Source organism: Arthrobacter sp. P1_B9, from assembly GCF_056406495.1.
On record NZ_JBFUAA010000002.1, the window covers coordinates 224640 to 243158 of the forward strand.

Sequence of the window (18519 nt, forward strand, 5' to 3'; positions counted from 1 at the left end):
GAGCTAGCAATGACTGTTTACGCCCAGCCCGGAACCGAGGGCTCGAAGGTCACCTTCAAGGACCGCTACGAAAACTGGATCGGCGGCGAGTGGGTTGCGCCGGTCAAGGGACAGTACTTCGAGAACATCACCCCGGTGACCGGCAAGGCTTTCTGCGAGGTGGCCCGCGGCACCGCCGAGGACATCGAACTGGCGCTGGATGCCGCCCACAAGATTGCACCGTCCTGGGGCAAGACCTCCGTGGCCGAGCGTGCCGCGATCCTGAACAAGATTGCCGACCGGATCGATGAGAACACCGAGATGCTCGCCGTCGCCGAGTCCTGGGACAACGGCAAGCCGATCCGCGAGACCCTCAACGCCGACATTCCGCTCGCCGCCGACCATTTCCGCTACTTCGCCTCCGCCGTCCGCGCCCAGGAGGGCCGGCTGTCCCAGCTCGACGACGACACCACCGCTTACCACTACCACGAGCCGCTCGGCGTCGTCGGCCAGATCATCCCCTGGAACTTCCCGATCCTCATGGCCGTCTGGAAGCTCGCCCCGGCCCTCGCCGCCGGCAACGCCGTCGTCCTGAAGCCGGCCGAGCAGACGCCGTCTTCGATCCTGGTGCTGATGGAACTCATCGGCGACCTGCTGCCGGCCGGTGTCCTCAATGTGGTCAACGGCTTCGGCGTCGAGGCCGGCAAGCCACTGGCCTCCAGCCCCCGCATCCGCAAGATCGCCTTCACCGGCGAAACCTCCACGGGCCGCCTGATCAGCCAGTACGCCAGCCAGAACCTGATTCCGGTCACGCTGGAGCTTGGCGGCAAGAGCCCGAACATCTTCTTCAACGACGTCGCGGACACCAATGACGCGTTCTACGACAAGGCCCAGGAGGGCTTCACGCTCTTCGCCTTCAACCAAGGTGAAGTCTGCACCTGCCCGTCGCGCGCCCTGATCCAGGAAGACATCTACGAATCCTTCATGGCCGACGCCGTGGCCCGGGTGGAGAAAATCATCCAGGGCAACCCGCTGGACACCGAAACCCAGCTCGGTGCCCAGGCCTCCAACGACCAGCTGGAAAAGATCCTCTCCTACATTGACATCGGAAAGCAGGAGGGCGCCAAGGTGCTCACCGGCGGTGCCCGGGCCGAAATGCCCGGAGACCTGGCCGGCGGCTACTACGTCCAGCCCACCATTTTCGAGGGCCACAACAAGATGCGGATCTTCCAGGAGGAAATCTTCGGCCCGGTTGTCTCCGTGACCCGCTTCAGCGACTACAACGACGCCATGGGCATCGCCAACGACACCCTGTACGGCCTGGGCGCCGGCGTCTGGTCCCGCAATGGCAACGTCGCCTACCGCGCCGGCCGCGAGATCCAGGCCGGCCGCGTGTGGGTCAACAACTACCACGCCTACCCGGCAGGGGCCGCGTTCGGCGGGTACAAGTCTTCCGGCATCGGCCGCGAGAACCACTCGATGATGCTGGACCACTACCAGCAGACCAAGAACCTCCTGGTCAGCTACAACGAGAACAAGCTCGGCTTCTTCTAAGCCGCACTGACCCGGGCGGGGCGGATCGCGCATGATCCGCCCCGCCCGCACCACTTGTGCACCTACACGGAGGGACGCCGGCTCACTGCACACGCCCTTTAGCCACACCCAAGTTTGATGACGCAAGGATTTCGCCATGACGACGACAATGACGACGACGACAATGCAAGCCGCGGTAGTTACCGAATTCGGCAGGGACCTCCAGATCCAGACCCTCCCCGTTCCCGTGCCGGGCCGCGGTGAGGCACTGGTCAAGGTGCTGACCACCGGGGTCTGCCACACCGACCTGCACGCCGCGGAGGGAGACTGGCCGGTCAAGCCGTCCCCGCCGTTCATTCCCGGCCACGAAGGCGTCGGCGAGGTCGTCGCCCTCGGCGAGGGCGTCACGGACCTTGCCATCGGCGATTTGGTCGGCAATGCGTGGCTCTGGTCCGCCTGCGGCGACTGCCAGTACTGCCGCACGGGCTGGGAGACCCTGTGCGAGGCCCAGCAGAACGCCGGCTACAGCGTGGACGGTTCCTTTGGCGAGTACATGCTGGTCGACAGCCGCTTCGCGGCCAGGATCCCGGCCGGCTCGGACCCCGTCGAGGTGGCTCCGGTGCTTTGCGCCGGCGTGACCGTCTACAAGGGCCTGAAGATGACCGAAGCCCGGCCCGGCCAGTGGGTCACCATCTCCGGCATCGGCGGCCTCGGCCACATCGCCGTCCAGTACGCCGTAGCGATGGGCCTGCGGGTCGCGGCTGTGGACATCGCCGATGACAAGCTGGCCCTGGCCAAGAAGCACGGCGCCGAGCTGACGGTCAATGCCCTGCACGAGGATCCGGCCGAAGTTATTCAGCGCGAAACCGGAGGTTGCCATGGAGTCCTGGTCACGGCAGTGCACCCGTCAGCATTCGGGCAGGCCATCGGGATGGCGCGGCGCGGCGGAACGATCGTGTTCAACGGGCTGCCGCCGGGGGACTTCCCGGCGCCGATCTTCGAGATTGTGCTCAAGGGCCTGACGGTCCGCGGCTCCATCGTGGGCACCCGGCAGGACCTGGAGGAGGCGCTCGAGTTCTACGCCCAGGGCAAGATCCACCCCACGGTCTCCACGAGGGAACTCTCCGAGGTCAATGCCGTTCTTGACGAGATGAAGCACGCCAAGATCGACGGCCGAGTGGTCATCAAGTACTGATGAAGGACGGACTCTGATGCCAGCGACAAAGCTCGACGCCGCCGTGACCCTCCCCGGGGAGGACTTCTCCCGGGTGGCTCTCACCCCGGAGGCGGTGGAACTGCTGCTCAAAATGTGGGTGCAGCACGGACCGCTGATGTTCCATCAGTCCGGCGGCTGCTGCGACGGTTCGTCGCCAATGTGCTATCCCGCCGGGGAGTTCATCACGGGGGACTCGGACGTATTGCTCGGCCTGTTCGACATTTCCGACGGGCTGCGGCCCCAGCCGCTGGAATTCTGGATGTCGCGGGAGCAGTTCAACTACTGGAGCCACACGCACCTGACTGTCGACGTCGTTCCTGGCCGGGGGAGTGGTTTCTCGGTAGAAGCGCCGGAAGGCAAGCGGTTCCTGATCCGCTCGACGCTGATGGAAAACTGGCCGGTCTAGGCGGCCTGGGTGGTCTGAAACGGAGCAGCTGCGCGCAAGCGGGCCGTGCAGGATAAACCTGCACGGCCCGCTTTTGCGTCTCACTATGTGGGATAAAAATGGCCGTCCAGTGGATGGACTCTAAGATGGATAGGTCTGTTTCCACCCCAGTTATCGAGATTGCGGACTTTCCTAATGAACCTTTTCCGGACCAAATCCATCGAGCAGTCCATGTCCGACGCCGATGAACCCGGACGCAAGCTGAAGCGCACGCTAAGCACGTGGGACCTCATGATCATGGGGGTCGCGGTTGCCGTGGGCGCCGGGATCTTCTCGGTCGGCGCCAAGGCCGCCGCGAACTTTGCCGGCCCCGCCGTCACCATCTCCTTCGCGATCGCCGCCGTCACCTGCGCGCTCGCCATCATGTGCTACGCCGAGTTCGCCACGGCCATTCCGGTGGCAGGCTCCGCCTACGTCTTCACCTACGCGACCATGGGTGAGATCCTGGCGTGGATCATCGGCTGGAACCTGATCCTCGAACTCTTCACTGCCGGCGCCGTGATTGCGAAGTACTGGGGCATCTACCTCAGCAAAGTCTTTGCGCTCATGGGCGTGGACATTCCGCCGTCGATCTCCCTGGGCGGCGTCGACCTCTACTGGGGCGCCTTCCTGATCGTTGCCATCTTCACCGTGCTGCTGGTCCTCGGGACCAAGCTCTCCGCCCGCGTCGGCAACATCTTCACGCTCATCAAGATCGCGGTGGTCCTCTTCGTGATCGTCGTCGGCTTCACGTACGTGAAGTTCGAGAACTACGCCCCGTTCGTCCCGGCCTCCGAGCCGACCGGAGGCACCGGAACCGCGGATGTCCTCAAGCAGTCGTTCTTCGGCTTCCTGACCGGCGCCGCCCCGGCCCAGTACGGAACCCTCGGTATCTTCGCCGGCGCAGCCCTGGTCTTCTTCGCCTTCATCGGCTTCGACGTCGTCGCCACCTCGGCCGAAGAGGTCAAGAACCCGCAGAAGACGCTGCCCCGCGGCATCTTCGGCGGCCTGGCAATCGTTACCGTGCTGTACATCCTGGTGTCGCTGGCGTTGACCGGCATGGTCTCCTACACCCAGCTGGCTGAGGCCAAGAACCCGACGCTCACCACCGCCTTCGAGGCGGTCGGCAACACCGACGCCGCCAAGGTCATTGCCTTTGGCTCCCTCGTGGGCCTGACCACCGTGATCATGGTGCTGCTCATGGGCCTCTCGCGCGTGGTGCTCGCGATGAGCCGCGACGGCCTGCTTCCGCGCTCCCTGTCCAAGACCAGCTCGGTGCGGGGGACGCCGGCCCGCCTGCAGATCATCTGCGGCGCCGGAGTGGCGCTCGTCGCCGGCCTGACCAACGTGGACCTGCTCGAGGAAATGATCAACATCGGGACCCTGTCCGCCTTCGTGATGGTGAGCCTTGGCATACTGGTGCTGCGCAAGAAGCGCCCGGACCTGAAGCCGGCCTTCCGTGTCCCGTTTGGCAAGGTGCTCCCTGTCGTCTCTGCGGTCCTGTGCCTGTATCTCATGACGAACCTGGCCGTGGAAACCTGGATCTTCTTCGCCATCTGGCTCGTGATCGGTATTGCGATCTACTTCGCCTACGGCCAGCGCCACTCCCGGCTGAATGAAAAGTTCGCGGAGGCCCGCGCCTCGGTGAACGGCACGGCCAGCGTGGCGGGAGCGCCCGCGGAGGACAACGAGGACGCGCTCACCCGCTCCTGAGAAGGGAGCGATCGGGCCCCCGCATCGAAGTCGCCGGAGCCGTGCGAATACGCTGGAAATTTCCGGCGTATCCGCACGGCTCCGGCGACTTCGGCGTTCGGGCGCCGCTCCGTCAGGGCGGCGCTCCCTAAGATGGACACATGGCCCGCCCAGCAAGACCGGAACGCAAATCAGAGTTGCTGTCGGCAATTCTCGACTACCTCATGGACAAGACCCTGGCGGAGCTGACGTTTCGCGGCCTGGCCGACGGGCTGGGTGTCAGCAGCTACGTCCTGGTCTACCACTTCGGGCACCGCGAACAGCTGATCAACGAGATCATCCGCGGCATCGAATCCCGGCTGGACAGCATCCGCGCCACCGACGTCAGGGACATCGACCGGGACGCGTGGCGGGCCTTTCTGCTTGAGTCCTGGCAGTGGACCATGGCGCAGCGCAACCGGCACCTGGCCCGGCTTGAATTTGAGGCCACGGCGCAGGACATTGTGGCGGCGGTGCCGCGCGGCACAGCGCAGGAGCACTTCCGGATGTTGCACGAGAAGGCCCGGGACTGGCTGGTCATCCAGGGCATCCAGCCGGAATTCGCCGACACCGACGCCCGCCTGTTCACGGCCGCGTTCTACGGGCTGCAGTTCGATTTCGTCGTCAACAACCAGCCAGAGGAAGCCACCAAGGCCTTTGAGCTGATGATGCTGGTCTTCTTCAACAACCTCGACAGGCGCCTCGCCACCGACGGCCAGCACATCTGAGCAGAACCTCAGGGAGCAGCGTAGCGGCCCTCCCACTCCACGAGGGGGCGCAGTTGCTCCCAGCGCTGTGCCAATTCCTCCACCGCCCCGGGACCGGTAAGCCAGCCGGGCTGGCCCACGTTGACGCCGGCCGTGAGGGATTTGTGCTTGAGCAGCTCCGCCCGGGGATGGTCCTTGTCGAAGCCCCGCGGCACCGTCTTTAGCCGTTCGCCCTCCACCGCGAACCCTGCCGCCTCGACCTTCCGCACGATCGCCTGCAGGGCATCGCCGCTGTCGGGATCGTTTACGGCACCGCGAAAGCGTGCCAGCTGGGCCGGAGTGTGGGTGTGGCAGCCGCCGCCGATCAGGAGGCCGTCGGCGCTGAGCTGGATATAGAAGCCCACGCCTTCGTCCACCGCCGCGAAGGCCCCCTGCGCGGTCTTATAGGGTGATTTGTCCGGCGAGAACCGGACATCCCGGTTGGGGCGAAAGAGCTTGGCCGGTCCGAAGCGTGGCTCGAGCTCGGCCAGCAGCTGGGTCAGCGGCCCCTTCACCGCGGCCTCGTAGACCGGCTTGTGTTCGAGCCACCAGTCCCGGTTGTTGTTCTGTTCAAGATCGGCATAGAACCGGAAGGCGTCACTTGGAATGCCTGCGAATGGAGTGCCAGCGAATGCGGTCATGCCCAAATCCTACGGAGCCGCGGCACACGGTGGCGAGGGGCACGCGCACCCATGTGGATAACCGCAAAACGCCCCGCCACGGGAGTCCGTGGCGGGGCGTTTTGTTGGCTCCAGCGGTCACCGAATGCCGGTCACCGGCCGCCCAGGCGGCCGTCAAGGCCGGCCGTCAGGCAACGTTCGATGCAACCATCAGACCTTGTTGGCGGCCTCGGCGTCGGACTCAACCTGGCCGGCACCGAGGTTGGCGCGCAGCTTGGCGCCGAATTCGGCGTCGACGTTGGTCCAGTACGCGATGGCGCGTTCCTTGATGCTGGCGTTCTTGACGCCGCTGACGGCGCCGGTGACGGTCTCCAGCAGGCGGGCCTTCTCGCCGTCGTTGTACACCTCGCGGTACAGCGTGCCGGCCTGGCCGAAGTCGCCGTCCTCTGCGTGCAGGGAGTGCGCGGAGAGCGTGAGCTCGCCGTCGTTCTCCCAGCCGCCGCCCGCAACGCCGGGCTCAACGGCAGCCGGGCCGCCCACGGAGTTCGGTGCGTACACCGGAACGGACGGGGCGTTGAAGTGGTAACGCCCGGCGCCGTCCTGGCTGTAGTTGTTGACCTGGCTCTTGGGCAGGTTCACCGGGAGCTGGGCGTGGTTGGTGCCGACGCGGTAGCGGTGCGCGTCCGCGTAGGAGAAGATGCGGGCCTGCAGCATCTTGTCCGGGGAGGCGGCGATGCCCGGCACGAAGTTCGACGGCGCGAAGGTGGCCTGCTCGATCTGCGCGAAGTAGTTCTCCGGGTTCTTGTTCAGCTCCATGGTGCCGACCTTGACCAGCGGGTAGTCCGCGTGCGGCCACACCTTGGTGAGGTCGAAGGGGTTGAAGCGGTACGTCTTGGCGTCCTCGTACGGCATGACCTGGACGTGGAGGTCCCAGGAGGGGAAGTTGCCGGCGGCAATGTTTTCCTGGAGGTCGCGGATGTAGAAGTCGCCGTCGGCGCCGGCAAGGGCCTCGGCCTCGTCGCCGGTCATGGACTTGACGCCCTGGTTGGACTTGAAGTGGTACTTGACCCAGAAGCGCTCGCCCTCGGCGTTGATCCACTGGTAGGTGTGCGAGCCGTAGCCCTGCATTTCACGCCAGGAGGCCGGCAGCCCGCGGTCACCCATGAGCCAGGTGACCTGGTGGGCGGACTCGGGGGAGAGGGTCCAGAAGTCCCACTGCATGTCGGCGTCGCGCAGGTGGGTGCCGGGGAGGCGCTTCTGGGAGTGGATGAAGTCCGGGAACTTGATCCCGTCGCGGATGAAGAACACCGGAGTGTTGTTGCCGACGAGGTCGTAGTTGCCCTCGGTGGTGTAGAACTTCACGGCGAAACCGCGGGGGTCGCGCCAGGTGTCGGGGGAGCCGGCCTCGCCGGCAACGGAGGAGAAACGGATGAGCATGTCCGTCTCAACACCGGGCTGGAACAGTGCGGCCTTGGTGAACTTCGAGACGTCCTCGGTGGTCTTGAAGGTACCGAAGGCGCCGCCGCCCTTGGCGTGCACGACGCGCTCCGGGACGCGCTCGCGGTTGAACTGCGCGAGCTTCTCGATCAGATAGTGATCGGTCAGGATGATCGCGCCGTCGGCGCCGACGGACTTGGAGTGGGCGTCGGAAGTGACGGGAGCCCCGGACTGTGTCGTGGACACGGCGGGCGCAGAGATGATCTCAGTCATAGTTCTCCTTGGGTTGGGTTTCTTAGTTTCGTTCGGAGGGAAGCTGTTGGGTTCGCTGGCAGTCCTGGCAGATGCCCTGGTACAGCACGTCCGCGATCTGGATGGTCATCGGCTTGGCGTCCGCGTTCCAGTGCGGGGTCAGGCAGGGCGCGTGGCCCACGGCGCATTCGACGTCCTCCACCCGGCCGCAGCTGATGCACACAGCATGGTGGTGGTTGTCCCCGACCCGCGTCTCGTACAGCGCGGGGGAGTGCGGGGGCTCAAAACGGCGCAGCATGTGCAGATCCGTGAGGTCCCCGAGGACCACGTAGACGGACTGGGCGGTCAGGTCCGGCAATTCCTGCCGGGCGGCGGCAAGGATTGCCTCTGCCGGCGAATGCGGGTGATGTTCGACGGCGGCCAGCACGGCCAGGCGCTGTTTGGTCACCCGGCGGCCGTGGGCACGCAGGGCGGCTGCCCATGCGTCGTGGGTGCCCGAGGAATCCGTCATACCCTCATTCAAGCACTTATTATGACTGCCTCACAATAAGGCGTGGCTAATATTGTCCGGCCGTGTCACAGGGCACTCCCGGTTCGCCACTAGAGTTGCCCGGTGGAGAAATTGTTGGCGGACATCACGCCGTTGCGTGAAAGTCCGGCCTTCCGCCGTCTGTGGCTTGGGTCCGCCGTCTCCGCCCTGGGCAGCCAACTGACCTTGGTGGCGGTCAGCCTGGAGGTCTACCGGCTGACCCAGGACAGCCTCTACGTGGGCCTGCTGAGTCTCTTCGCCCTCGTGCCGCTGGTCTTTGGCGGCCTCCTGGGCGGCTCGATCGCCGACGCCCATGACCGCCGCACCGTGGCCCTCCTGGCCTCGTCCGTCCTCTGGCTGACCACCGCCGCGCTGGCCCTCCAGGCGTGGCTGGAAGTGGGCAACGTGTGGCTGCTCTATGCGCTCGTGGCGGTCCAGAGCGGCGCCCAGGCCATCAACCAGCCGGCCCGCAGCGCCATCATCCCGGTGCTGGTGCGCAAGGAGTTGCTGCCGGCCGCAAATGCCCTGAGCATGATGATTTTCGGGCTGACCATGACCGCCGGCCCGCTGCTGGCCGGCGTGCTCGTGGCGTGGGCCGGGTTCGGCTGGACGTACACGATCGACGTCATCAGCTTTGCGTTTGCGTTCTGGGCCCTCCTGAAACTGCCTTCCATGCCGCCGGGCGAGCACGCCAGGCCGGCCGGGCTGCGTTCCGTGGTGGAGGGGTTCCGTTTCCTTGGCACCCGGCCCAACCTCCGCATGACGTTCGTGATCGATCTCGTGGCCATGATCTTTGCCCAGCCCCGGGCGCTCCTGCCGGCCATCGGCGCTCTGATGATCGGCGGCGGTGAGGCCACAGTGGGGATCCTGTTGGCCTCGATGGCCGTGGGGGCGTTCCTGGCCGGCCTGTTCTCGGGGCCGCTGGGCGGCGTCCGCCGGCAGGGGGCCGCGGTGGTGTGGTCCGTGATGGGCTGGGGCGGCTCGGTGGCGGCCTTCGGCCTGGTGGTGGTCCTGGCCGGTCATTCCGGCGACGACGGCGTGGGCATGTGGCTGCTGCCCGCCGCCCTGTGCTGCGCGCTGGCCGGCATCGCGGATTCCGTGAGCGCAGTCTTCCGGACCACCATCCTGCAGGCCTCCACCCCCGACCATCTGCGCGGGCGTCTGCAGGGCGTCTTTGTGGTGGTGGTCGCCGGCGGACCCCGGATCGGGGACATGCTGGCCGGCGGCGCGACTAAACTTTTGAACGAGGGGTGGGTCCTGCTTCTCGGCGGCGTGCTGTGCATTGCTGTGGCCTGGATATTGGCCCGCCAGCAGGTCGGATTCCTGCGGTACGACGCGCGGAACCCGGTGCCGTAGCGGTTCGTTTTCCTTGGTAGGTCAGTGAATTACAGGGCATCAGCTTGCAGTACACGTATCAGGAGGACCAGTGCACAAGCATCACAACGGACTGAAGACCGCGGCGCTGTTCGGAGTGCTGTGGGCGGTCCTGCTGGGCCTGGGGGCGTTCATCGCCGCGGGGACCCGCAGTGCGGCGCCGATCTGGATCATGGCCCTGATCGGGGTCGGCACCACGGCCTACGGGTACTGGAACAGCGACAAGCTCGCCATCCGTGCCATGCAGGCCTATCCCGTCACGGAGGCCGAGGCGCCCCAGCTGTACCAGATCGTCCGGGAGCTGTCCGGCCGGGCCAACCAGCCGATGCCGCGCATCTACGTCTCGCCCACCATGGCGCCAAATGCCTTCGCCACCGGCCGGAACCCGCAGAACGCGGCAGTGTGCTGCACCGAGGGCATCATGCGGATGCTGGACGCCCGCGAACTGCGCGGCGTCCTGGGGCATGAACTGATGCACGTCTACAACCGGGACATCCTGACGGCGTCGGTGGCGGCCGCCGTCGCCGGCGTCATCACTTCGGTGGCGCAGATGATGTTGCTGTTCGGCGGCGGGGACCGCCGCAATGCGAACCCGTTCGCCGCGATCGCCATGGCCCTGCTGGCCCCGTTCGCCGCATCCCTGATCCAGATGGCCATCTCCCGTACACGGGAGTACGACGCCGACGAGGACGGCTCGTCGCTGACCGGAGATCCGCTGGCGCTCGCCTCCGCCCTGCGCAAGATCGAGCAGGGCGTGCAGCTGGCGCCGTTGCCGCAGGACCAGCGGCTGGTCAACGCCTCGCACATGATGATCGCCAACCCGTTCAAAGGCGGAGGCGTGGCCAAGATGTTCTCCACCCACCCGCCGATGGCCGAGCGGATCGGCCGGCTGGAGCGGATGGCCGGGCGCCCGCTCAGCTGAGGCAGGCTGCGGCTCTGGCGACGCGCGAGTAGTTCCGCGACACGCAAAAGGGCTGGCGACACCGTCGCCAGCCCTTTTCCGCGACGCGCAAATTTGCGCCGCGGACGGGCCGCTAGCTGCGGAAGTTAACGAACTGCAGGTCGGCCTCGTCGAAGCCCTTCAGCAGGTTCATGGTCTCCTGGAGATCATCGCGGGACTTCGAGGTCACCCGGAGCTCGTCGCCCTGGATCTGTGACTTGACGGACTTGGGGGCCTCGTCCCGGATCAACTTGTTGATCTTCTTGGCGAGGTCCTGGGCGATGCCCTCCTTGATGGAGGCCTCGAGCCGGAATTCCTTGCCGGAGGCGTAGGGCTCACCTGTGTCGAGGGACTTCAGCGAAATGCCGCGGCGGATGAGCTTGGACTGCAGCACATCGAGCACCGCGAGCACCCGCTCCTCGGAGTTGGCCTTCATCAGGATCTTCTCGCCGCTGAAATCGACCTCGGCGCCGACGCCCTTGAAGTCGTAGCGCTGGGCAATTTCCTTCTGCGCCTGGTTCAGCGCGTTGGCGACTTCCTGCTTGTCTACCTTGCTGACGACGTCGAACGTGGATTCGCCTGCCATGACTTTCCTCCTGATGTTTGCCGGGTGCCTGCGTGAGGCCGGGATGTCTGCATTCCAGACTAGTACGGATGCCCCCGATGTGGCGGCCGGCCTTGCGGCCCGGGTTTCACAGTCCGCTCATAGCTCAATCACGGCGGGAACGAAGCCGGGCTGGCCAGAGTTGCAAGAGTTGGAACCGCTGCTGAAAGGCAAGAACATGCACCAAAAAGCCGTCCGCTACGTCAACCGCACTACCGCCGCCGCTGCCAGCACTCTGGCCGCGACGGCGAGCTCCGTTGCCGCCGCCGCGCTGGCGGCGTCCATCATCCTGAGCCCGGCCGCCGACGCATCAGTCCGCATGGACGGGGTCCACACGGACCTGGCCCGTGCCGTCGAGCTGAACCAGGTCACCGCCGAGCAGGCGGCACGATTCGAGGCAAGACTGGCGGGGCGGATTCTCGGCGAGGCCTGAAATTCCGCGGATTTTGGCCCTTTTTCGGCCCTTTTATGATCTGCTGAGGCGCCGATTCGATTCTTCGGCGGAAGTTCTGTAAAGTTGTCTTGCCCGCGGGTGCTGGAAGCGGAACGGACTGGAAACAGGCGTTCCGGGACTGGAAACCGCGAGTGATCTTCTTTTGAAGTTCGGCAGATTACCCGAGCGGCCAAAGGGGGCTGACTGTAAATCAGCTGGCAACGCCTACGGGGGTTCGAATCCCTCATCTGCCACCCTTGGAGAAGCCTCCGGAACCATTAGGTTCCGGAGGCTTTTTCTTTGTCCGCGGCCCAACGGCCCGTCTCCACAGTGCAAAGGCCTGCCTCAAAGGCCTGCCTCAGTCGGCCGGGGGATTCGGAATGGTTACCGTCGTGCCGGCGGGCGGAATCCATTCGCCTCCGGTCAACAGGTTCAGGTTGGCTATCCGCAAAGCATAGAGCGGGACGCCGTAGCGGCTCGCGATGCCCGAGGGAGTGTCTCCGGCGCCCACCCTGTACAGGAGCCGTCCCTGCCCGTCCTGCCCGGCCACGCTGCCGCCGGCCCCTAGCTGGGGCACGTCCACGCCCCTGAGGTCGATAATCTCTCCTGCGGCAACGGACACCGCTTCGTTGAAGCTCCTGAGGATCTCCGGAGTCATCCGGAAGTGGGCGGCGATGCCCTCCCAGGTGTCGCCGTCGACGGCCGCGTAGCGCATCGGCAGGAGGAACCCGTTCACTTCGGTCGTCCCCCGCAGGCCTCCGGACGCCGGGGACGTTGCGGGGGCGGACGCCGCAGGCCGGCCCGCCGGAACTCCGTCCGGGGCCACTGCGCCGGAAGAACAGGCTGCCAAAAGAATGGCGAGAGCCGCGGCCAGGAGAACTGCGGCGGGCCGGACCCGATGTGCACCGGAATCGAGATTCACCCTGGGTGTCCTGTCGATCGGGGCCTCCCCCCGAGGCCCGTTGGCGCCAATTATTCCATACGTTTTATGAAACCCGTTGTTCTGCCAGGCTGTTCTGCCAGGCAGCGCCCGCGCGTTCGGTATAGTGCGGGTCATGGAAGACAAAGCGATCTTGCACACCTACCTGCGCACCCGGCGCCAAGACCTCCTCGGGAAGCTCGAAGGCCTCAGCGAGTATGACGTGCGCCGGCCCCTCACGCCCACGGGAACCAACCTGCTGGGACTGGTCAAGCACGTGGCCAGCGTCGAACTCGGCTACTTTGGCGAGGTCTTTGGCCGTCCCAGCGAGCTGAAGCTGGCGTGGTTTGCCGACGACGCGGAGCCGGATGCGGACATGTGGGCAGCCCCGGGCGAGACGCGGGAGCAGATCACTGAGCTGCACCGGCTCTCGGCGGCCCACAGCGATGCCACCATCGACGAACTCCCGCTCGACGCGCCCGGTGTGGTGCCCTGGTGGCCGGACGAGCGCAAGCACGTGACCCTGCAGCAGATCCTCGTGCACATGTGCGTGGAGACCGCCCACCACCTCGGACACGCCGACATCCTGCGCGAACTCATCGACGGCAGCGCGGGCCAGCGTCCCGGGGATCCGAACCTTTCGCCGCGCACCGCCGAGGAATGGGCCGTGCACCGGGCCCGCATCGAGGCTGCCGCCGTCGCTGCCGAAGCAGCGGGGGCAGGCCGGTAGGAGCCCGAAGGCGCCCCGGAGAGGCGGAATGATCCTTCCGTGCGGGAAATAGCTCAACTAGCATGGCGGCATGAGTCGGTTGCGTCGAAGCGGTCTGCTGGTTGTTGCCATGCTGGTTGCCGGCATGGCGCTAGCGGCAATCACGGGGTGCTCCGGCCCGGCACTGAAGTCGTTCGCCGGAAGTTGGGGACAGACCGTCAAAGATCAGCCCAACCTGACGATCACCGACGACGGCTCCTTCCAAGGAACGGACGGCTGCAATCGTTTGACGGGCAAAGGATCGATTTCGGGCGATTCCTTCGACTTCGGCCCGATCGCATCCACCATGATGGCCTGCAACGACGTCGACACGTGGCTATCGCAGGCGCACGCCGCCAAAGTGGATGGGACTGTGCTTGTCGTCTACGACAACAGCGGTAACAAGATCGGAACCCTGGCCAAGCAGTGACATTGCCGTCTTCGCACTCTGTGGGCGTTCGTGTTCCGGCAAACACCCCGCTTTTCTGCAAGCTAAATCTCAGTTTTCGGTGCGGAGCCAACGTAGGGTGGTCCGGTCCGCTGTTGAAGAAGAAGGAGCATTCGTGAAGTCGTTTGCCTGTGGTGATGTGGTTCCCGGTTGTGACGCCCGCTGGGTGTGCAGTACCGACGATGAAATTCTGGTCAATGTGGCCGCCCACGCGGCGTCCGCACATGGGCTGGAGGAGCTGCCGGCCGACGTCGTGCAGTCGGTCCACAGAGCCATCGTTCCCGTTAGTTGATTCACGAGGCAGGCGGCCTCCCGCCCGACGCCGGGGCCGCGCCGGGCCCGGATTGGGAGAAGCAACTGGCGGCCGCCTGCCGGGGTGTTGGCCTTTCCGCGGCCTACCAGCCCATTGTTGATACCGCGCGCGGCACGGTGGTGGGCTATGAGGCCCTGGCCCGGTTTCCGGGCTTCGCCGAAAAAAATCCTGAGGTGTGGTTTGCCGCCGCGCGCACGCATGGCCTGGCAGCCGAGCTCGAGGCCGCAGCCTTGCGGGCGGCGCTCGCGGCGCGTCCCACATTGCCGCCGAACTGCTTCCTGACCCTCAACGTCTCACCGGAGCTGCTGTTGACGGAGGAGATCCGTGGCATCTGGCGCGGCCAGGGAAACCTCGCCGGACTGGTGGTCGAGCTGACAGAGCAGACCCCGATCGACTCCTATCTGGAGCTTGAGCCCGACCTCAACCAGCTGCGCGCTGCCGGCGCGCTGATCGCCGTCGACGACGCCGGTGCCGGCTATGCCGGGCTCCGGCACCTGCTGGCCCTGCGGCCCTCGCTGATCAAGCTGGATCGTGAACTGATCCAGGATGTTGACCGTGACGAAGCCAAGCGTGCCCTGATCTCCATGCTCGGAACCTTTGCCAGCCGCGTCGATGCCTGGATCCTGGCCGAGGGAGTGGAGCGCGTGGAGGAACTGGACGCCCTCGTCGCCCTCGGCGTACCCCTGGTGCAGGGGTATTGCCTGGCCCGGCCCGGGCCGGCGTGGGAAAAAATCGATCTCGACGTTGCCCACCGGCTGGCGTCCAACCCCCCGGCGACGCACCAGAGCATCATCCGAGACATCGTGGAACCCGCGACGACGGCCGCCACCACTGCGACGGCGGCGGCCGCGTTTGATGACAACCCGGCCCTGCAGTCGGTGGTGCTGATGGGCGATCATTTGCGGCCCGTTGCGGTGCTCGACCCCTCCGCGGCGGCCCTCGGCGTCGTGAGCCCGGGAATGCGGGTCAACCTGGACACTCCGCTCAGCGAGGCCCTGGCCCGTTCCATGACGCGGACCCAGGCCAACCGGTTTGACCCCCTGCTGGTGACGGACAACGCCGGCCGCTTTGCCGGCGTCGCCCGCATGGAGCGGATGATCACGGCGCTGGCCGCGGACAGCTAACCGTCCGCCGGGTCCGGGCCGCCGGGTTGTCCGTCCCGCAACTGGCCTTCCAGCAGCTGGTCCGTGGCGGGATCGGACAGGCCATCGAAATAGCGGTCCAGGACGACGCGGAACACGGTTTCGCCGGGCGCGGCCCGCTGGAACAGCGTCATGGATGAGTGCAGTTTCCGGGTGTCGATGCCGCCGAAAATTTGCACCGCGGACCGCCCCTGAAGTTCGGCCACTGCGGCGGCGGCCTCCCGCAGCCGCGGGCCAAGGACGCCGTGCCGGCAGTAAGCACGGGCCTCGGCCAGGGAGGAGATGGCGTACTTCCGGGCGGTTTCGCTGCGGCCCAGGCCCTCGAGCTGGGGGAAAACGAACCACATCCAGTGACTCCTCTTCATGCCTGACCGCAACTCCGCCAGGGCGTGCCCGTAGGTTCCGCCGGCGTCCTGGGCCGCCACGAACCGTTCAAGATCGTAAGGGTCTTCCATGCCCGCTAGGCTACGTCCCCCGGTGCCGGAGTGACAGCACGGCGACAGGCCGCGCGCGGGCGAAGGGGTCATTCGGCCGGGGCGGGATTGCCGATCCCGGGCGTATCGTGTCCCCCATGGCGAATGTCTTGGAGATGGTCGGCGTTGTGAAGCGGTTCGGTCCCGTGGTTGCCTTGAATGGGTTGGACTTTTCAGTCGAGGCGGGCGAGGTCCACGGCTTCCTCGGACCGAACGGCTCCGGCAAATCGACCACGATTCGCCTGCTGCTGGGCATGCTTCGCGCCAATGCTGGCTCCATCCGGGTGCTGGGCCTTGACCCGTGGCGCGACGTCGCGAGCCTCCACCGGCGCCTGGCCTACGTCCCCGGGGATGTGGCGTTGTGGCCCAACCTGACCGGCGGAGAAGTGATCGACCTCCTCGGCCGGCTCCAGGGCGGCCAGGACCTGGCCCGGCGGGCCCAGCTGTTGGAGCTCTTCGACCTCGATCCGACCAAGAAGTCCCGGGCCTACTCCAAAGGCAACCGGCAGAAAGTGGCCCTGGTCGCTGCCCTGGCCACCGACGCTGAGCTGTTCCTGCTGGACGAGCCCACCAGCGGACTGGACCCCCTGATGGAGGAGGCCTTCCGCCGCTGTATCCGGGAACTGCGTAACCAGGGCCGCACGGTACTGCTCAGCAGCCATATCCTCAGCGAGGCCGAGGCACTTTCGGACCGCGTGAGCATCATCCGTGAGGGCCGGGTGGTGGAGACGGGGCGGCTTGATGAACTCAGGCACCTGACCCGCACCTCCGTCACTGCCGATGTCGCGGTGGTACCGGCGGGCTTGGATGCCCTGCCAGGCGTGCACGACGTCGTCGTCACCAACCACCGCGTCAGCGCCCAAGTGGAACCGTCCGGCCTGGCCCCGTTCATGCGGGCGTTGACCGACGCGGGACTCGTCGCGCTGACCAGCCAGCCGCCCACCCTGGAGGATCTCTTCCTTCGCCACTACGGCCCTGCGGTGCCCGTGGCCGCGGCCGGGTCGAGCAGCGGACGCACCGCCGATGCGTGAAACGTTGGCGGGGACCGGAGTCCTGATCAGGCTCGGGCTCCGCCGCGACCGATGGCTGTTGCCGGCGTGGATCGCCGGATTCGCCGCGACAACGTATTCAACCGCGGTGGCCGGCGCCGAGCTCTACCCCGATGTGGGGAGCCGGGTCGAGGCCGCGACGGCCCTGAATGCCACGGCCTCGCTCGTGGCCCTCTTCGGCAGGGTCTACGACCCCACGTCCCTCGGTGCCTTGTCCCTCATCAAGTACACGGCGTTCATGGCTGCCATCCTCGCCGTCCTGATGGTGTTCATTACCGTTCGCCATACCCGCAGCGACGAAGAGTCCGGGCGGCTCGAGCTCCTGGGCGGCGGCCGGATGGGCCGTGACGCGCCGCTCGCGGCCGCCCTCACCATCAGCTTCGGAGCCAGCATTGTCCTGGGGCTGGTCACTGCGGTGTCTTTGGCCGCCGGCGGACTTCCGGCGGCCGGCTCGATCGCGTTCGGACTGGGCTGGGCCGCCACCGGCATGGCATTCAGTGCCGTGGCCGGGGTCACCGCCCAGCTGACGGCCAGCGCGCGGGCGGCCACGGGAATGAGCCTCGGCGTCGTTGCCGTGACCTATGCGCTGCGTGCGGTGGGGGACCTCGCCGAACCGGGGCCCTCCGCCCTGTCCTGGCTTTCGCCGATCGGCTGGAACCAGCAGATCCGGGCCTTCGCCGGGGACCAGTGGTGGGTGCTCGCCCTGCCACTGGCACTGTGCGCCTTACTCGTGCCCGTGGCCCTGGCACTCCGCGCCCGTCGGGACCTCGGCTCCGGCCTGCGCCAGGAGCGCCCCGGCCCGGCTCGCGGCTCGCTCCGCGGGGTTGGGGACCTCGCTGTGCGGCTCCAGTTCCGGCTGCTGGCGGCCTGGGCGGTCGCCTTCGTGGTGTTCGGCGTGGTGATCGGATCGCTGGCCGGCAACGTCATGGACTTGTTGAGTTCGCCCAACGCGCAGGACCTGATCATGATGCTGGGCGGAACCCAGGCCATGACGGATGCCTTCATTGCAGCGGAGATCAGCATCATGGGACTGCTGGCCGCTGCCTACGGACTGTCCGCGGCCAGCCGGCTCCGTGACGAGGAGACCGACGGCCACGTCGAGGCACTGCTGGGCACCGCCACCACCCGGCCGCGGTGGGCGACCAGCCATTTCGCCCTGGCGCTGGCCGGCGTCGCCGTGCTCATGCTGCTGGCCGGAGTGTCGGTCGGGGCCGGCGCAGCCACCGTCCTGGCCGATGCCAACCAACTTGGCCGCGTCACACTGGCCGCTGCCGCCCAGATCCCCGCGGCCTGGGTCATGACCGCTGCGGTGCTGGCGGTGTTCGGCTGGGCGCCCCGGCTCACCGGGACGGTCTGGGCACTGCTGCTGCTCTTCGTCGCGCTTGGTGAGTTTGGCGTGCTGTGGAATGCCCCGGAGTGGCTGATGGAGCTCTCCCCGTTCCGGCACTCGCCGCTGCTGCCCCTGGATTCCGGCGCCGTCGGGCCGTTGCTCGGACTTACGGTGACTGCCGCGGCGCTCGCCGCGCTGGGGTACGCCGGCTGGCGCCGCCGGGATCTGGCCCCGTGAGCGGGCCAGAGCAGCCACTACTCGCCACTAGGGGGCAGCGGT

The 18519-nt window shown here is 66.7% G+C and carries 20 protein-coding genes and 1 tRNA gene; 15 read left to right on the forward strand and 6 right to left on the reverse strand.

The window, feature by feature from the left end; all coding sequences use genetic code 11:
- Nucleotides 1–9 precede the first annotated feature (9 nt).
- The 5 genes from exaC (at nucleotide 10) to AC1D1A_RS03545 (ending at nucleotide 5611) form a co-directional block, all read left to right on the forward strand.
- Nucleotides 10–1533 carry an acetaldehyde dehydrogenase ExaC gene (exaC, locus tag AC1D1A_RS03525; RefSeq protein WP_230008636.1) on the forward strand — a complete coding sequence of 508 codons (1524 nt, stop codon included), beginning with the start codon at nucleotides 10–12 and terminating at the stop codon, nucleotides 1531–1533.
- 163 nt (nucleotides 1534–1696) lie between these two features.
- Nucleotides 1697–2707, forward strand: coding sequence for an alcohol dehydrogenase AdhP (adhP, locus tag AC1D1A_RS03530; protein WP_476851259.1), 1011 nt, complete (start codon nucleotides 1697–1699; stop codon nucleotides 2705–2707).
- A gap of 16 nt (nucleotides 2708–2723) precedes the next feature.
- On the forward strand, nucleotides 2724–3134 hold the full coding sequence (locus AC1D1A_RS03535) for a DUF779 domain-containing protein (RefSeq protein WP_223913736.1): 411 nt from the start codon (nucleotides 2724–2726) through the stop codon (nucleotides 3132–3134).
- Nucleotides 3135–3308: 174 nt separating this feature from the next.
- Nucleotides 3309–4865, forward strand: a complete 1557-nt coding sequence (locus tag AC1D1A_RS03540; protein ID WP_459385461.1) for an amino acid permease — start codon at nucleotides 3309–3311, stop codon at nucleotides 4863–4865.
- Nucleotides 4866–5005: 140 nt separating this feature from the next.
- The gene (locus AC1D1A_RS03545) at nucleotides 5006–5611 is read left to right on the forward strand and encodes a TetR/AcrR family transcriptional regulator (RefSeq protein ID WP_028276965.1); all 606 of its coding nucleotides are present in this window, start codon (nucleotides 5006–5008) and stop codon (nucleotides 5609–5611) included.
- Between the two features lie 8 nt (nucleotides 5612–5619).
- Here the strand turns inward: AC1D1A_RS03545 and AC1D1A_RS03550 are convergent, their stop codons facing one another.
- The 3 genes from AC1D1A_RS03550 to AC1D1A_RS03560 form a co-directional block, all read right to left on the reverse strand.
- Nucleotides 5620–6270, reverse strand: a complete 651-nt coding sequence (locus AC1D1A_RS03550; protein ID WP_476947153.1) for a DUF2461 domain-containing protein — start codon at nucleotides 6268–6270, stop codon at nucleotides 5620–5622.
- A gap of 189 nt (nucleotides 6271–6459) precedes the next feature.
- Nucleotides 6460–7959, reverse strand: a complete 1500-nt coding sequence (locus AC1D1A_RS03555) for a catalase (protein WP_223913739.1) — start codon at nucleotides 7957–7959, stop codon at nucleotides 6460–6462.
- 22 nt (nucleotides 7960–7981) lie between these two features.
- Nucleotides 7982–8449: a Fur family transcriptional regulator gene (locus AC1D1A_RS03560; RefSeq protein ID WP_026537503.1), complete on the reverse strand. Its 468-nt coding sequence runs from the start codon at nucleotides 8447–8449 to the stop codon at nucleotides 7982–7984.
- Between the two features lie 102 nt (nucleotides 8450–8551).
- Here AC1D1A_RS03560 and AC1D1A_RS03565 point away from each other — a divergent pair, with 102 nt between their 5' ends.
- A complete protein-coding gene (locus tag AC1D1A_RS03565; protein ID WP_476947154.1) occupies nucleotides 8552–9823 on the forward strand; it encodes an MFS transporter in 1272 nt (423 codons plus the stop codon).
- A 70-nt stretch (nucleotides 9824–9893) separates the two neighbouring features.
- The gene (gene htpX, locus AC1D1A_RS03570) at nucleotides 9894–10763 is read left to right on the forward strand and encodes a zinc metalloprotease HtpX (RefSeq protein WP_243181996.1); all 870 of its coding nucleotides are present in this window, start codon (nucleotides 9894–9896) and stop codon (nucleotides 10761–10763) included.
- A 112-nt stretch (nucleotides 10764–10875) separates the two neighbouring features.
- Here the strand turns inward: htpX and AC1D1A_RS03575 are convergent, their stop codons facing one another.
- The gene (locus AC1D1A_RS03575) at nucleotides 10876–11367 is read right to left on the reverse strand and encodes a YajQ family cyclic di-GMP-binding protein (RefSeq protein WP_018773569.1); all 492 of its coding nucleotides are present in this window, start codon (nucleotides 11365–11367) and stop codon (nucleotides 10876–10878) included.
- Nucleotides 11368–11563: 196 nt separating this feature from the next.
- On the opposite strand from AC1D1A_RS03575, the gene AC1D1A_RS03580 reads away from it, so the two are divergent.
- Nucleotides 11564–11818, forward strand: coding sequence for a hypothetical protein (locus tag AC1D1A_RS03580; protein WP_028276970.1), 255 nt, complete (start codon nucleotides 11564–11566; stop codon nucleotides 11816–11818).
- A 172-nt stretch (nucleotides 11819–11990) separates the two neighbouring features.
- Nucleotides 11991–12072: transfer RNA gene (locus AC1D1A_RS03585), tRNA-Tyr, on the forward strand.
- Between the two features lie 104 nt (nucleotides 12073–12176).
- On the opposite strand, the gene AC1D1A_RS03590 is transcribed toward AC1D1A_RS03585, so the two are convergent.
- Complete coding sequence (locus tag AC1D1A_RS03590) at nucleotides 12177–12554, reverse strand: LysM peptidoglycan-binding domain-containing protein (protein WP_476947155.1); 378 nt, start codon at nucleotides 12552–12554, stop codon at nucleotides 12177–12179.
- 319 nt (nucleotides 12555–12873) lie between these two features.
- On the opposite strand from AC1D1A_RS03590, the gene AC1D1A_RS03595 reads away from it, so the two are divergent.
- The 4 genes from AC1D1A_RS03595 (at nucleotide 12874) to AC1D1A_RS03610 (ending at nucleotide 15370) form a co-directional block, all read left to right on the forward strand.
- Nucleotides 12874–13467 carry a DinB family protein gene (locus AC1D1A_RS03595; protein WP_476947156.1) on the forward strand — a complete coding sequence of 198 codons (594 nt, stop codon included), beginning with the start codon at nucleotides 12874–12876 and terminating at the stop codon, nucleotides 13465–13467.
- A gap of 70 nt (nucleotides 13468–13537) precedes the next feature.
- Nucleotides 13538–13915 carry an META domain-containing protein gene (locus tag AC1D1A_RS03600; protein WP_476870425.1) on the forward strand — a complete coding sequence of 126 codons (378 nt, stop codon included), beginning with the start codon at nucleotides 13538–13540 and terminating at the stop codon, nucleotides 13913–13915.
- 133 nt (nucleotides 13916–14048) lie between these two features.
- A complete protein-coding gene (locus AC1D1A_RS03605; RefSeq protein WP_162159079.1) occupies nucleotides 14049–14225 on the forward strand; it encodes a DUF1059 domain-containing protein in 177 nt (58 codons plus the stop codon).
- On the forward strand, nucleotides 14222–15370 hold the full coding sequence (locus tag AC1D1A_RS03610) for an EAL domain-containing protein (protein WP_476947157.1): 1149 nt from the start codon (nucleotides 14222–14224) through the stop codon (nucleotides 15368–15370). The genes AC1D1A_RS03605 and AC1D1A_RS03610 overlap by 4 nt, the downstream gene beginning before the upstream one ends.
- Here the strand turns inward: AC1D1A_RS03610 and AC1D1A_RS03615 are convergent.
- Nucleotides 15367–15843 carry a DUF1810 domain-containing protein gene (locus tag AC1D1A_RS03615; RefSeq protein WP_476947158.1) on the reverse strand — a complete coding sequence of 159 codons (477 nt, stop codon included), beginning with the start codon at nucleotides 15841–15843 and terminating at the stop codon, nucleotides 15367–15369. The two genes, AC1D1A_RS03610 and AC1D1A_RS03615, sit on opposite strands and share 4 nt — an antisense overlap.
- Nucleotides 15844–15959: 116 nt before the next feature.
- Between AC1D1A_RS03615 and AC1D1A_RS03620 the strand changes: the two genes are divergently transcribed.
- Nucleotides 15960–16892 carry an ABC transporter ATP-binding protein gene (locus AC1D1A_RS03620; RefSeq protein WP_476947159.1) on the forward strand — a complete coding sequence of 311 codons (933 nt, stop codon included), beginning with the start codon at nucleotides 15960–15962 and terminating at the stop codon, nucleotides 16890–16892.
- Nucleotides 16885–18477, forward strand: a complete 1593-nt coding sequence (locus tag AC1D1A_RS03625) for an ABC transporter permease (RefSeq protein ID WP_476947160.1) — start codon at nucleotides 16885–16887, stop codon at nucleotides 18475–18477. Before AC1D1A_RS03620 ends, AC1D1A_RS03625 begins: the two co-directional genes overlap by 8 nt.
- Nucleotides 18478–18519: the final 42 nt, after the last annotated feature.

Coding starts and splice junctions, on each gene's coding strand:
- exaC (WP_230008636.1), top strand. CDS start 10: ATGACTGTTTACGCCCAGCCCGGAACCGAGGGCTCGAAGGTCACCTTC.
- adhP (WP_476851259.1), top strand. CDS start 1,697: ATGCAAGCCGCGGTAGTTACCGAATTCGGCAGGGACCTCCAGATCCAG.
- AC1D1A_RS03535 (WP_223913736.1), top strand. CDS start 2,724: ATGCCAGCGACAAAGCTCGACGCCGCCGTGACCCTCCCCGGGGAGGAC.
- AC1D1A_RS03540 (WP_459385461.1), top strand. CDS start 3,309: ATGAACCTTTTCCGGACCAAATCCATCGAGCAGTCCATGTCCGACGCC.
- AC1D1A_RS03545 (WP_028276965.1), top strand. CDS start 5,006: ATGGCCCGCCCAGCAAGACCGGAACGCAAATCAGAGTTGCTGTCGGCA.
- AC1D1A_RS03550 (WP_476947153.1), bottom strand. CDS start 6,270: ATGACCGCATTCGCTGGCACTCCATTCGCAGGCATTCCAAGTGACGCC.
- AC1D1A_RS03555 (WP_223913739.1), bottom strand. CDS start 7,959: ATGACTGAGATCATCTCTGCGCCCGCCGTGTCCACGACACAGTCCGGG.
- AC1D1A_RS03560 (WP_026537503.1), bottom strand. CDS start 8,449: ATGACGGATTCCTCGGGCACCCACGACGCATGGGCAGCCGCCCTGCGT.
- AC1D1A_RS03575 (WP_018773569.1), bottom strand. CDS start 11,367: ATGGCAGGCGAATCCACGTTCGACGTCGTCAGCAAGGTAGACAAGCAG.
- AC1D1A_RS03580 (WP_028276970.1), top strand. CDS start 11,564: ATGCACCAAAAAGCCGTCCGCTACGTCAACCGCACTACCGCCGCCGCT.
- AC1D1A_RS03595 (WP_476947156.1), top strand. CDS start 12,874: ATGGAAGACAAAGCGATCTTGCACACCTACCTGCGCACCCGGCGCCAA.
- AC1D1A_RS03600 (WP_476870425.1), top strand. CDS start 13,538: ATGAGTCGGTTGCGTCGAAGCGGTCTGCTGGTTGTTGCCATGCTGGTT.
- AC1D1A_RS03615 (WP_476947158.1), bottom strand. CDS start 15,843: ATGGAAGACCCTTACGATCTTGAACGGTTCGTGGCGGCCCAGGACGCC.
- AC1D1A_RS03620 (WP_476947159.1), top strand. CDS start 15,960: ATGGCGAATGTCTTGGAGATGGTCGGCGTTGTGAAGCGGTTCGGTCCC.
- AC1D1A_RS03625 (WP_476947160.1), top strand. CDS start 16,885: ATGCGTGAAACGTTGGCGGGGACCGGAGTCCTGATCAGGCTCGGGCTC.